The 13,649-nt window shown below is 58.1% G+C and carries 12 protein-coding genes; 4 read left to right on the forward strand and 8 right to left on the reverse strand.

Going from position 1 to position 13,649, the window contains the following annotated elements:
• Window positions 1–57: 57 nt before the first annotated feature.
• Window positions 58–747: a fumarylacetoacetate hydrolase family protein gene (locus tag SJY21_RS08290; protein ID WP_377508821.1), complete on the forward strand. Its 690-nt coding sequence runs from the start codon at window positions 58–60 to the stop codon at window positions 745–747.
• On the opposite strand, the gene SJY21_RS08295 is transcribed toward SJY21_RS08290, so the two are convergent.
• From SJY21_RS08295 to SJY21_RS08315, 5 genes are all read right to left on the reverse strand, one after another.
• Window positions 744–2,339, reverse strand: a complete 1,596-nt coding sequence (locus tag SJY21_RS08295) for an ABC transporter ATP-binding protein (protein ID WP_377508823.1) — start codon at window positions 2,337–2,339, stop codon at window positions 744–746. The genes SJY21_RS08290 and SJY21_RS08295 overlap by 4 nt on opposite strands.
• Window positions 2,336–3,442: an ABC transporter permease gene (locus tag SJY21_RS08300; protein WP_377508826.1), complete on the reverse strand. Its 1,107-nt coding sequence runs from the start codon at window positions 3,440–3,442 to the stop codon at window positions 2,336–2,338. Before SJY21_RS08300 ends, SJY21_RS08295 begins: the two co-directional genes overlap by 4 nt.
• Window positions 3,442–4,596 carry a microcin C ABC transporter permease YejB gene (locus SJY21_RS08305; protein ID WP_377508829.1) on the reverse strand — a complete coding sequence of 385 codons (1,155 nt, stop codon included), beginning with the start codon at window positions 4,594–4,596 and terminating at the stop codon, window positions 3,442–3,444. The genes SJY21_RS08300 and SJY21_RS08305 overlap by 1 nt, the downstream gene beginning before the upstream one ends.
• A 24-nt stretch (window positions 4,597–4,620) precedes the next feature.
• Window positions 4,621–6,537 carry an extracellular solute-binding protein gene (locus SJY21_RS08310; RefSeq protein WP_377508832.1) on the reverse strand — a complete coding sequence of 639 codons (1,917 nt, stop codon included), beginning with the start codon at window positions 6,535–6,537 and terminating at the stop codon, window positions 4,621–4,623.
• A 158-nt stretch (window positions 6,538–6,695) separates the two neighbouring features.
• Window positions 6,696–7,223: a c-type cytochrome gene (locus SJY21_RS08315; RefSeq protein WP_377508835.1), complete on the reverse strand. Its 528-nt coding sequence runs from the start codon at window positions 7,221–7,223 to the stop codon at window positions 6,696–6,698.
• A 119-nt stretch (window positions 7,224–7,342) separates the two neighbouring features.
• Here SJY21_RS08315 and SJY21_RS08320 point away from each other — a divergent pair, with 119 nt between their 5' ends.
• Window positions 7,343–8,194, forward strand: a complete 852-nt coding sequence (locus tag SJY21_RS08320; protein WP_377508837.1) for a prephenate dehydratase — start codon at window positions 7,343–7,345, stop codon at window positions 8,192–8,194.
• A 3-nt stretch (window positions 8,195–8,197) separates the two neighbouring features.
• On the opposite strand, the gene SJY21_RS08325 is transcribed toward SJY21_RS08320, so the two are convergent.
• Together SJY21_RS08325 and nudC are read right to left on the reverse strand one after the other, a co-directional pair.
• A complete protein-coding gene (locus SJY21_RS08325; RefSeq protein ID WP_377508840.1) occupies window positions 8,198–8,665 on the reverse strand; it encodes an SRPBCC family protein in 468 nt (155 codons plus the stop codon).
• 52 nt (window positions 8,666–8,717) lie between these two features.
• Window positions 8,718–9,680 (reverse strand): NAD(+) diphosphatase, encoded by a 963-nt coding sequence (gene nudC, locus SJY21_RS08330; protein ID WP_377508843.1) that lies wholly within the window; start codon window positions 9,678–9,680, stop codon window positions 8,718–8,720.
• A 278-nt stretch (window positions 9,681–9,958) separates the two neighbouring features.
• On the opposite strand from nudC, the gene SJY21_RS08335 reads away from it, so the two are divergent.
• Window positions 9,959–10,675, forward strand: coding sequence for a hypothetical protein (locus tag SJY21_RS08335; RefSeq protein WP_377508846.1), 717 nt, complete (start codon window positions 9,959–9,961; stop codon window positions 10,673–10,675).
• A gap of 74 nt (window positions 10,676–10,749) precedes the next feature.
• Here the strand turns inward: SJY21_RS08335 and SJY21_RS08340 are convergent, their stop codons facing one another.
• Complete coding sequence (locus SJY21_RS08340) at window positions 10,750–11,613, reverse strand: IS1595 family transposase (protein ID WP_377508848.1); 864 nt, start codon at window positions 11,611–11,613, stop codon at window positions 10,750–10,752.
• 122 nt (window positions 11,614–11,735) lie between these two features.
• Here SJY21_RS08340 and SJY21_RS08345 point away from each other — a divergent pair, with 122 nt between their 5' ends.
• Entirely contained in the window at window positions 11,736–13,622 is a 1,887-nt protein-coding gene (locus SJY21_RS08345; protein WP_377508852.1) for a bifunctional 2',3'-cyclic-nucleotide 2'-phosphodiesterase/3'-nucleotidase, read from the forward strand.
• Window positions 13,623–13,649: the final 27 nt, after the last annotated feature.

Genomic DNA, 13,649 nt, shown 5'->3' on the forward strand with positions numbered 1-13,649 from the left:
GCGGCTTGCGTTTCACGCCCGCCCCTTCCCTATTAGGGGCATGTGAAAGGGAACCCCATGGCGATTCTTCAACTGCGCGCGCCCAATCTGATGGCGCATCCGACCAGTGAACCCGATTCTTATGTCGAACTACACCGCATCTTTTGTGTCGGGCGCAACTACGCCGAACACGCGCGCGAGATGGGCAATGATGCCGCTGATCCACCGTTTTTCTTTATGAAACCCGCCAGCGCCGCCGTGCGCACCGGCGCATCAATCCCCTACCCGCCCGCAACGCAGGATTTTCACCACGAGGCCGAGCTTTGCGTTCTGATCGGGCGCGAAGGTGCAGATGTTCCGCGTGCTGACGCCTTGTCATTTGTCTGGGGTTACGCCGCCGGAAACGACCTGACCCGCCGCGATCTTCAGGCCGCAGCCAAGGCCGCGCGCCGTCCATGGGATATGGCCAAGGGGTTCGATAAATCGGCCATCATTGGCGACATTCATCCCGTTGCCGAAGTCGGACATCCGGACAACGCCCGCATCACCTGCACCGTCGATGGTGCGCTGCGTCAGGACGCCAGCACCGCCGATATGATCTGGCCCGTGGCTGATATCATCGCCTATCTGTCGGGCCTTGTGACCTTGCAACCGGGCGATCTGATCATGACGGGAACACCGGCGGGCGTGGGGCCGTTGACCAAGGGGCAAACCTGCGTCGTTGAAATCGCCGGGCTATCCCCGGCCACCGTGACAATCGCGCCCTAGGCGACCTCGCCCTCGAACGCGGCCTTCATCAGGGCGCGGGTGTATGCGCTTTGGGGCGCGTCAAAGATCGCGTCGGCGTCACCTGCTTCGACCACATCGCCCTGCTTCATCACCATGACCTTGTGCGACAGGGCGCGCACGACTTTCAGGTCGTGACTGATGAACAGATAGGCCAACCCGTGGCGCGCTTGCAAATCGCGCAGCAGTTCCACGATCTGCACCTGCACGGTCATGTCCAATGCGCTGGTGGGTTCGTCGAGAACCAGCAAACGCGGGCGCAGGATCATCGCGCGGGCAATGGCGATGCGCTGGCGTTGGCCTCCTGAAAACTCGTGCGGGTAACGGTCCATCAAGGCGGGGTCCAGCCCCACTTCGCGCATGATTTCCGCCACCATATCACGCGGATCGCGGCCCGGATCGACCCCATGCACACCCAGACCTTCGGCGATGATCTGTTCGATGGTCATACGCGGGCTAAGGCTGCCATAAGGGTCTTGGAACACGATCTGCATACCTGATCGCAAAGGCCGCATCTGCCCATCGCGATAGCCTTGAATGTCCTGCCCAAGGAACACAATCCGCCCTTCGGATCGGATCAATCGCATCATTGCCAGTGCCAGCGTGGTCTTGCCCGACCCGCTTTCGCCCACGATGCCCACGGTTTCGCCTGCGCGCACGGTCAGCGTCGCGTCATTGACGGCCTTTACGTAACCCGCAGTGCGTTTCAACAAACCCTTGTGGATCGGAAACCATATCTTGAGGTTTTCCGCCTGCGCCACCACCTCGGCCCCTTCGGGAACGGGCAGGGGCTGGCCCGTGGATTCAGCGGCCAGCAGCATCCGCGTATAGGGGTGGCGCGGATTGGTAAAAACGCCTTCGGTGCTGCCTTGCTCGACGATCTCGCCATCTTTCATCACACAGACGCGATCGGCAATCTTGCGCACGATGGTCAGGTCGTGGGTGATGAACAGCAGGCTCATCCCCTCGCGATTTTTCAGTTCGGCCAGCAGATCAAGAATTTGCGCCTGAATGGTCACGTCCAGCGCCGTAGTCGGCTCATCCGCGATCAACAGTTCAGGTCCGTTGGCCAGTGCCATCGCGATCATCACGCGCTGGCGCTGCCCGCCCGACAGCTGGTGCGGATAGGCGCCAAGGCGCGTTTCAGGGTCACGAATGCCAACCTTGTTCAGCAGATCAATGATCCGCTGGCGCACCGCCGCACCGCGCAACCCCTGATGCAATTCGATGCTTTCCGCCAGTTGCTTTTCCAGCGTGTGCAGCGGGTTCAGGCTGGTCATCGGTTCCTGAAAGATAAAGCTGATGTCATTGCCACGCACACGGCGCAGATCATCTTCGGGCGCGCCGATCATCTGGGTGCCGTTATAGGTGATTGATCCGTTGACCGTGGCGCTGTCGCCCAGCAGATCAACCGACGACAGGGCTGTCACCGATTTGCCTGATCCGCTTTCACCAACCAGCGCGACAGTTTCGCCCTTACCCACTGTGAACGACACGCCGCGCACGGCGTGGGTCACTTCTCCGTCCTGACGGAAATCGACACTAAGGTTCTGAACGTCCAGCACTGTCTTCATGAGAACGTCTTTCGCGGGTCAAAGGCATCGCGCACGCCTTCGAATATGAACACCAGCAGCGACAACATCACCGCAAAGGTTGTGAAGGCGGTGAATGCCAGCCACGGCGCTTGCAGGTTCTGTTTGGCTTGCAGGGTCATTTCGCCCAACGACGGCGCAGATGACGGCAAGCCGAAGCCCAGAAAGTCAAGGCTGGCGAGCGTGGCAATCGTGCCGGTAATGATAAACGGCAGCATCGTCACGGTCGCCACCATCGCATTGGGCAGCATGTGCCGGAACATGATCGTGCGGTCCTTGACGCCCAGCGCCTTGGCCGCGCGCACGTATTCGAAATTGCGGGCCCGCAGGAATTCTGCCCGCACCACGCCCACCAACGCGGGCCAGCCGAACAGCACTGTCAGCAACACAAGGAGCCAGAAACTGCGCCCCAATATCGCGAATAGAATGATGATGACATAAAGGGACGGCGTGCCGCCCCAGATTTCGATCACACGCTGGAAGATCAGATCGGTCCAGCCGCCGAAATACCCCTGAATGGCCCCCGCCGCGATGCCGATCAGGGACGCGCAGGTGGTGACGATGATTGTGAACACGATCGACAGGCGGAAACCATAGATCACACGCGCAACCACATCGCGTTTGGTGTCATCCGTGCCAAGCCAGTTGTTGTCATCGGGCGGTGACGGGGCCACACCGGGTACATCAACGATCGTGTCATAGGAATAAGGGATCGGTGGCCAGAGGATCCATCCCTTGGCAAATCCGTCATTCGCCAGATTGCCTGTATCCGCGGCCGCGATGATGCCTTCGGGATCATCAAAGCAATCCTCAAGCCCGCCACTGATGATCAGGCACTGCACCTCGACATCGCCATAGTTCGCGGCTGTCGGGAAATCCCCGCCATAGTCGCGTTCAGAATAAAAACTGAACACCGGCATCCGGATTTCGCCACGATAGTTGACCATGATCGGTTTATCGTTGGCCAGAAATTCCGCCAGCAAACTCAGCCCGAACAGGAACAGGAATATCCACAGCGACCACAGCGCACGGCGGTTGCGTTTGAAGTTGCGCCAGCGGCGTTGGTTCAGGGGCGACAACGCCATTAGCCGCGCCTCTCGAAGTCAATGCGCGGGTCGATGAACACATAGGTCAGGTCGGTCAGAATACCGACGATCAAGCCGATCAGCGAAAAGGTGAACAAGGTGCCAAAGATCACAGGATAATCGCGGGCAATCGCCGCCTCGAACCCCAACCGGCCCAAACCGTCAAGCGAAAAGATCGTCTCGATAATCAGCGATCCACCAAAGAACACACCGATAAAGAGCGCCGGAAAACCGGAAATCACGATCAACATCGCATTACGGAACACATGGCCATAAAGCACCCGCTTTTCGGTCAGTCCCTTGGCCTTGGCTGTCATGACATATTGCTTCTTGATCTCGTCCAGAAAGCTGTTCTTTGTCAGCAATGTCAGGGTCGCGAAGGCGCTGATCGTGCTGGCGGCAACCGGCAGGGCGATGTGCCAAAGGTAATCCTTTGCCTTACCGAACCACGACAGGCTTTCGAAATTATCACTGGTCAAACCACGCAACGGGAAGGTTTGTCGGCAGGTCGGGTTCAGGTCATAAAGCCAGCGGGCATTTTCGCGGATGACCTCGGACGCGCCAAGCGGCAGGCGAAAACAGTTCCCGCCAGCAAACAGCACCAGCAGGATGATCGCAAACAGAAATCCCGGTATCGCATAGCCGATGATAATCGCGCCACTGGTCCAGGTATCAAACCGCGATCCATCGCGCACCGCCTTCTTGATCCCCAGCGGGATCGAGATGATGTAAGCGATCAGCGTTGACCACAGGCCCAGCGTAATCGACACGGGCATCTTTTCCACGACAAGATCGAACACGCTGATCGAGCGGAAATAACTTTCTCCGAAATCAAAGCGCATGTAGTCCCACATCATATTGAAAAAGCGTTCAATTGGCGGCTTGTCGAACCCGAACTGCTTTTCCAGTTCGGCGATGAATTCAGGGGACAGACCGCGCGCACCGGCATATTCGCTATTGGCTTCGGCGCCGAAATCAACATCACCACCACCGCCTGCGATGGTTTCAAAGACGTCGCCGCCGCCTTCCATGCGGGCAATGATCTGTTCGATCGGGCCACCGGGCACAAATTGCACCAGTGTAAAGTTGATGATCATGATCCCCAGCAATGTGGGAATGATCAGCAACAGCCGTCGAAGGATGTAAGCGCCCATATACCTGCCCGTTACCCGGCCTTGTTATCGCAACGCACCTGCGGCGCGCAGTTCTTCGGCCTTGTCGGCGTTATACCACCAGAAATCCAGTTCGCCTATGGCATAGGGTGGCAATTCGTCCGGGCGCTCGAACATGTCGTAATAGGCCAACCAGCGGTTCCCCAGATACCACGCAGGGGTGATAAACCGCTCGGCCCGCATGATCCGGTCAATGGCCCGCACACCTGCGGCCATTTCATCATAGGATTCCGCCGCTTCGACCGCATCAATCAAGGCATCCACGGCGGGGTGCGAAAATCCGGCGGGGTTGAACACATCGTCCACATCTTCGGACCCGTATTTCTGGCCGAGGCCGCTCCCTTCCTCAAGGCCCGACGTATAGCCGTCATAAATCATCTCGTAATCAAACGTCTGGCTGCGCAGCTGGTATTGGGCGGGGTCCACGCGGTTATAAGTGGCATCCACACCAAGACGTTTCAGATTGTCGATGTAGGGCATGACGATCCGGTCAAACGACGGGCTGACGCTCAGGAATTCCAGCGTAAAGGTTTCACCTGCGTCATTGCGCAGCAATCCATCGTCACCCGCGACCCAGCCTGCGTCTTCCATCAGGGCAAGGGCGGCGCGCAGGTTGCCGCGATCCAGTTGGCGCTCACCGGATGTGTGCGGCATGACAACCGGATCAGTCAGCAGGGCCGGATCAATCAGATCGGCCACCGATTGCAGCAGTTCCAGTTCGCGCCCCTCGGCCACACCCGTCGCGGCCAGTTCGCTGCCTTGCCAGAAACTCTCGCGTTGTGCGAACAGCCCGTATTGCAGGGTGTCGTTGGTCCAGGTGAAATTATACATCAGTCCCAGCGCTTCGCGGACGCGCACATCGTCAAACTTGGGATTGCGCAGGTTCAGCAGGAAACCTGTCGCGCTTGGCACGGTGCCGACAGGCACCACATCCTGCACCACCCATTCGTTTGTCAGCGCGGGAAAATCATACCCCGTTGCCCATGTCAGGCTGCTGTTTTCCTGCCGGAACGTATATTCGCCCGACTTGAAGGCCTCGAACGCGGTTGTGGTATCGGCAAAGTATTCCACGCGGATCGTGTCGAAGTTATTGTGACCAACGCCAAGAGGGTGTTCCGCGCCCCAATAATCGGGATTGCGGCGATAAATGATCCGGCGACCCGCGTCGTAGCTGTCCAGCATATAGGGGCCCGTGCCGGGTGAGATTTCAAAGCGGCTTTCATCCAGTTTCGCGCCCGTTTCTTCATACCACGCCTGGCTCCAGACCGGCGTGCTGGAAACGAGCGAGATCAGCCCCTTGCGCGGGATACCTTCGGCGAAAACGAACTTGACGGTATGGTCATCCAAAGCCTCGACCGAAGCGATCACCTGTTTGACATATGATCCGTAAGACGGCGTGCCTTCGTCGCGCAGCAATTCGTGGCTAAAGACCATGTCATGGGCCGTCATCGGGGTGCCGTCGGAAAACGTTACATCCGTGCGCATGTGGAAAATGACCCAATCCTGACTTTCAGGGTATTCGATGGTTTCACACAACAGGCAATAGGACGATCCAACCTCGTCCGCCGTCGCGCTCATGACCCTTTCATAGGGGATGCTTGCCAGACGACCCGGCGTTCCCCGCTGGGTGGCAAAGGGATTCATGCTGTCAAAGGTGCCCTGCGCCCAGATCGCGATTTCACCGCCTTTGGGCGCGTCCACGTTTACATAATCCAGATGTGTGAAATCTGCCGGATAGGCCAATTCGCCAAAGTTGGAAAACCCGTGGCTGGTGATGATCACCTCGTGACTGTCCGCCAGCGCCTGATGCGCACAAAGCGCGCCGCCGATCATGATCGCAGCCCCGGTGACCCAAAGCCGCGCGCGGTCTTTGGCGGGAACAGCGACACGGACGCGGGGTTGGCGAATGACAGGACGATTCATCAAATTCTCCTTTGGTCGTATGCGGTGACACAACGCTAAAGGTGCAGGCCGCCAACATTCAAGTTGAGATTGCGTGATCAACTGGTGATCAAGGCACTTCAAAACGAAAAAGGCCGCCCCAGTCAGGAGCGGCCCGAATACGTGGCTTGCCGGCCAGATCAGTCGTCAAGGCTGTCCAGATAGGCGATCAGGTTCGCGCGGTCTTCGATCTTGCGCATCCCGTTATAGCTCATCGCGGTGCCGGGGGCGAAACCCTTGGGGTTCTCAAGGAACAGGTTCAGATTTTCAGGCGTCCAAGCATCGGCCACCGCGACCAGCGCGCCGGAATAGCCAAAGCCTTCGGCCGCGCTGACTTCGCGGCCGACCACACCATAAAGGTAAGGGCCGGTGCCGTTCTCGCCTGCCTCAAGCGCGTGGCACGAGCGACAGTTGCGCCACAGCCCTTCGCCCTCGGCCGCGTCGGCCATCGCGTAAACTTCTTCAAAGGCCGGACCTTCGTCGACAACTACATCACCGCCATGATCGTCGCCTTCGACTTCGATCGAATAGGCCTGGGCATGATCGTCGCCGTGGCCACCACCACCGCTGTGATAAATCGATTCCGCGGCCCAACCGCCCAGCAGAAATACCAGCAGGGTGCCGCACAAAGCCCCTACAATTTTCGTCAATGTCATTGTGTCGAACATGTCGCGTTCCGTTTCGATCAAAGGTTGGCAGACGTGTATCCGCTTCCATGCCCATCTTGCAAGGTGTAGCACCGCGACGAAATGCCCATTTTTCGAGTCCAGGGGGGAAGGACACCAAAATGACCGCAAAAATCGCCTTTCAGGGGGAACTGGGCGCCTACGGCCATCAGGCCTGTGCCGAAGCCCGTCCCAACTTTGAACCCCTGCCCTGCGCCACATTTGACGATGCCATCGAAGCAGTGCGCAAGGGCGAAGCCGACCTTGGGATGATCGCTGTCGAAAACTCGACCTATGGTCGCGTGGCCGATGTGCATTCCTTGCTGCCCGAAAGCGGGCTGCATATCGTCGATGAAGCCTTCGTGCGTGTGCATATCAACCTGCTGGGGCTACCCGATGCGCGCGTAGATGATATCCAGACGGCCCTTGGGCATGTGGTGATCCTCCCGCAATGTGCCGGGTTCCTGCGCGAACACGGGATCAGGGGGCAGGTCAGCTCGGATAACGCCCGCGCCGCGCGCGATGTTGCATCGGGCGAGGATCGCACTGTCGCGGCACTCGCATCCGAACTGGCCGCCGATATCTACGGTCTCAAGGTGCTGGCCCGCAATATCGAGGACCATGACCGCAACACCACGCGGTTCCTGATCATGTCGCGCGAACCCGATTACAAAAAACGCGGCAAGCATGTGATGATGACCAGCTTTGTCTTTCGGGTGCGCAACATTCCCGCCGCGCTTTACAAGGCAATGGGCGGCTTTGCGACCAACTGCGTGAACATGACCAAGCTGGAAAGCTACATGGTCGGCGGGCATTTCACGGCAACACAGTTCTATGCCGAAATTGAAGGCCACCCGGATGATCGCAACGTGCAACTGGCGCTGGACGAACTGGATTACTTTACCGACCACCTGCATGTGATGGGCGTTTACCCGTCAGCGGCGCGGCGACACGAAATCAAGCGGGACAAATAGCCCCTAGGCGGTTTTGGTAAAGCGTTCTTCGACGTCCTCGGCAAAGTCGGCGACCCGCAGGGCAAAGCGCTTGTTGATGTTACCCTTGGCAAGGGACAAGGATTTCACCAGCAGTTTCGCGGCCAGCGTCTTTGGGGTCATGTCAACCGACACCGTCAACCGTGTGCGGCTGCGTGACAATGCCACCAGATCGACCTGCGTCACGCCCTCAAGGTTCTTGGAAGCGATGCTGGCCGTAAACCCGTTGGGGGCTTCGATGCTGGTCAGGGTCGCGCGCAGGCGGCGTTCCTTGCCACGATACTTGAACGCCACATCCCAAGCCGAGCCAACCTGAGCGGTCGCATGGGAATCGATCCGGTTGATATCGGCACCGCGACGAAGCGCCGATCTTTCAAAACTGCTGAAATCCGATACCTCTTTGAACACATGTTCAATCGGTGCTTCGATGTCTTCCTTGGTGGTGAATTTCATGCCTGCACTGCCCTTTTTGTCGGGCGATGCCCGCTTTTTCCCCAGTTTTACGTTAATCAAGGCTATCCGCAAGCCAGTTCCGTAACAAGAAATGCGCGATCGCGCCGTTGCGCGCGGGGTTGATCAGCGGATGACGGCCGGCAAAGACCTGCAACAACTCTTCGCGCGTGACCCACAGCGCATCCTCGATCTCGGTCGGATCAACGGTGATATCGTGGCTCAGTGCCTCGCCATGGCAACCAAACATGAGGGACGCGGGAAAGGGCCACGGCTGGCTGGCCAGATAGGACACAGGCCCAACCCGCACACCGGATTCTTCAAATACCTCGCGGCGCACCGCTGCCTCGATGGTTTCGCCGGGTTCGACAAATCCGGCCAGCAAGGAATACATTCCCTCGGGCCAGCCCGGTGAACGCCCCATCAGGACAGAATTACCCTGCGTAATCAGCATGATAACAACCGGGTCCGTGCGCGGAAAATGATGCGCGCCGCAACTGGGACAATCACGCTGCCAACCGGCCATGGCCATCACGCTGGCAGCCCCGCAGCAGGCACAAAACCGATGGCTCAGGTGCCACTGAAAGACGGCGCGCGCCATCGCGGCCAGCTCGGCCTCGCGCGGCGTCAGACCGGTCATGACCGCGCGCAGCTCGGCAAAGCGATGGTCGTCGGGCAATGCGGGGTGGCGTTGCTCGCTTGGGTCCAGAAACTGGTTCAGGGTGCTGTCATCCAGATCATCCGGCGCCCAGGCAGAAAGATCAGCCGCGAAAATGGCCACACCGTTTTCACGTCCCAGAAAGACCTGATCCGCGGCCGCATCTGCCATGGCGGCATGGGTCATCGGCACCAAAGCCAGCGCCCCGTTTCCATGCACCAAAGGCTTGCCGCGCCACATCAGGATCGCGCGGGCAGATTTATGCGCCCGCATCCGGTCAAGTGCGGCGATATCACCGCGCACCTGCCCCGCGCGATCAAGCGCAGCGCCGCCAAATGTCACCGTTTCTGCGTGTCTCATCCGCCACAATTGCCACGCGAACACGACAGGCGCAATCGGACGTGACGGCAAATCTTCGTGCCTATCCCCCCAACATACGTTGCACCTCGACTCTCGCAATGGAGATGTGAGATGATCGTATCATGTTGGAAATTCGCGACAAACTACATCGGTATTTGGCTCCGCTTCGAACGACAAACGGAGTGGTTTCGACCGCGTTGTGGTTACTTGTCCTTACGCCTATTGGATGGGTTTTCACTGATGTTATTGGACGGGGCGGCGTTGAGGGGGCAGGGCTTATGACCGTCCTGACTGAATGGAGCCGCGCTATTGGTTGGTTTCTTGATTTAGGAATGGTCAAGCTTGCTTTGATCTTTGCAGCGCTTTGGTTTCTTCGGCTCGCGGCGAAAGAGGCCGACCAAAATTCCGCACAACGGCAAGCCTTTCACGCCGCTCAAGAAGCTGAGCGCAAACAAGAAGCAGAAACCATAGCCTCCAATGAACGAAACAGCATCAGGGAGGCCCTGTCGGTTAGTATTGACCGTATGGAGAATATCACATGGGCGCAATCGGTCAGGGCTTACGTTGACGTCGAGTTGCCCCGCCTTTTGAGCGCTGAGCGGACATGCGATGCAATTATTCGGTCTGGAGGCGGGCGGCGTTCCCCTGGTAAACCAAACGCGGATTCTGGAACTTACTCTTGGACAACGTCTGAGGACGCAATGGATCGAACTGATGCAATAGCTGGTATCGGTGAGTTTTGGGTGGACATCACAGGCGATCCTATTGACGACAACCATCCGTTTGTTAGGGATGGAAAGGCTCCCGGAGAGGACGATATTGACAATCCAAACCTCAAACGTCGCTGGCGGAAACACTTTCTCACGCTTAAGCAAGAGGCAAATAGTGCGCGCGCTGCAAAGGCTAGAATTCAAGAGGAGCGGACGCGCCTACTATCCCTAACTAAAGAGTCTGACAAGGTGCTAAGAAATGCCAAACCTAAAGCAAGCCCGTAAGGGCAAGATTGAAGAATTCATTAAAGAACATGAGGCCGACCCCGATGGAGACCTCGACAAGCTGGATGCCGTGATTAAGCGTCCAGTTCAGGAAAGCGAGAAAGCAACTCCGAAAGCATCATCTCGGGACTCATCCGACGATTGAAGCGGTATTCGCATTCCTTGGCGTATTTCCAAAGGTGCTTGTCAGAGACATAGATGTGCGTTCCCGCAATGGTGCGCTTCAATTGGGCAAAGAAGCCCTCGATTGAATTTGTAGTCTCGCCAGCACCACCAACATATTCGCCGCGTGAGTGGTTCACCGTCTTGTGGTCGTAAGCCCCTGCTAGCGCCCTGTAACCACGATGCTCATCCGTATTGATGGTGGACCCAAATTCAACGTGATCGACTACGTGACTGGCAAGCGTGGCGCTCTTACAATCCGCAATAACCTCTGTGACCAGTTCGCCGTTGCGTTCCAGCATGCCCAAAACAACTGCCTTGCCCTTGCCACCTAGCGCGCCCTTTTCGTAACCGCCCACGAAGGTCTCATCGACCTCTACGGAGCCGCTCAGCATGCCGTCACCGTCAATTCCGGCCATATGCTCACGGATAAGGCCAGCCATGCGCCACGCGGTCTTGTAGGTGACGCCAAGCTGGCGCTGCAATTCCTTTGCGGCAACGCCATTGCGTGTCGTCGTAAACAGGAAGATGGCGTAGAACCAAAGCTGCAACGGTGTGCGGCTCTTTTCAAAGATAGAACCGACCATTGGGTGAATGTGATGGCCGCACCACTGGCATGAATAGGCCTTCTCGGACGCTAGGCGATACCACTTCGCATCGCGGTTGCACTTTGGGCATTCGTGGCCTTGGCCGAATCGAACGTTGAACAAGTGCTCTAAGCAAGCCTCATCCGTGGGGAACTGTTGAAAAAATTGGCGGACATTTGTTTGTTTCATACGTTTTATATAGGAAAAACACTACCGTATGTCAAGGGGATAGGCCCCCAAATCTTGCATTCGCTTGCAATCACCCTAAGGTTGAGTATCGCAATCCCAACCTCTTGCAATCGAGGCCCGCTTTGACCACCACGACCCTGCGCATCCTCGAAACCACCGACATGCATGTGCACCTTCTGGCTTACGACTATTACACCGACCAGCCAGACGCTGGCGTTGGCCTGTCACGCACGGCCAGCTTGATCCGCCAAATGCGCGCCGAGGTGGACAATTGCCTCTTGTTTGACAACGGCGACTACTTGCAGGGAACACCGCTGTCTGACTTCGTGGCCCATGAAACCAGTCTTGGTGGCACTGATCCCCATCCCGCAATCGCAGCGATGAACACCTTGCATTACGATGCCGCGACGCTGGGCAATCACGAGTTCAATTTTGGTCTGGATTTCCTGCGCGATACACTTGCGCAGGCGCATTTTCCGGTGACTTGTTCGAACGTCGTTCGCGCCCTTGGCGACACGCCCGAGCAGGATGAAACGCTGTTGCCGCAATATCTGATACTGGACAGGATGCTGACCGATGAGGCAGGTCAAGACCACCCGATCAAGATCGGCGTGATTGGCGCGGCCCCGCCGCAAATCCTGCAATGGGACAATCATCACCTCAAAGGCCGCGTCACGACACGCGATATCGTTGCCACGGCCCGTGTTTTGGTGCCGCAGATCAAGGAGGAAGGCGCCGATATCATCGTCGCGCTTTGCCATTCCGGCATCGGTGCACAAGGCGAAACCAACATGATGGAAAATGCCGCGGTGCCCCTGGCCGCCATTGACGGCATTGATGTGGTGCTGGCCGGGCACACGCATCTGGTGTTTCCCAGCGAACAGTTCGCCAAAACAGATGCGGTTGACCCTGATAACGGGCGTATCCACGGCAAACCTGCCGTGATGGCAGGATTCAACGGATCGCATCTGGGCGTCATTGACCTGACCCTGACCCGCAATTGCACAGGCTGGCGGATCATGCGCGACAAAGTGCGAGCTGTTCCGATAGCGCGCCGCGATCCGCAGTCTGATACCATTCACGGGCTGGTGCCCTGCGACGATCTGGTGCGCGAAGCCGCCCTTGCCGCCCATTCGGCGACGATCGCCCATGTGCGCCAGCCGATCGGGACCACACCAGTGCCACTCCAAAGCTATTTTGCGATGGTTGCCAATGACATCACGGTCAGGATTGTGGCACAGGCCCAGCGCAATGCTGCGAATGCGATTCTTGCCGACAGCCCACACGCCGGTGCGCCGGTTCTGTCAGCCGTCGCACCCTTCAAGGCAGGCGCACGCGGCGGTCCCAACTACTTTGTGGATATTCCCGCCGGCCCGTTGCAGCAACGCAATGTCGCCGATCTTTATCTTTATCCCAACACGCTGTCGCTGCTGGAACTGACCGGTGCGCAGTTGCGCCTTTGGTTGGAACGCGCGGCAGGCGCTTTTGCGCGAATCACGCAAGGGATAAAGGACCAGCCGCTGCTTGATCCGAATTTCCCCAGCTACAACTTTGATGTGATCGACGGGCTGACTTACGAAATTGATCCGACGGCCCCGTCACGTTTTGATGCACAGGGTGTTGAAATCAATCCGGCGGCGCAACGCATCCATGACCTGCGACTGGGCGGCGTGCGTGTTAGCGACGACCAGACCAATCTGGTGATCACCAACAGTTATCGCGCAGGCGGCGGCGGCGGATTTCAGGGCGCGATGGCGGGCAAAGTGATTGCAAGCGGCGTGACCAGTATCCGCGATGCCTTGCTTGACCATCTGCGCGACGGGACCGAACCCGTCCGCGAACCGGCCGCCACCTGGCGTTTTCGCCCGCTTCCCGACACGATCGCGCAGTTTGAAAGCAGCCCGCATGCGCAGCATTATCTGGGCAGCGTCAAAGACCGCAAGATCACCCATGTCGGCCCCGCCGCGAACGGTTTTGCCCAATACGCATTGCGCTTTGACGCCGCTTAGGGGCACAAAGCAGGCAGGTTCCCGATG

Source organism: Octadecabacter sp. R77987 (assembly GCF_042466115.1).
Lineage (GTDB): Bacteria > Pseudomonadota > Alphaproteobacteria > Rhodobacterales > Rhodobacteraceae > SW4.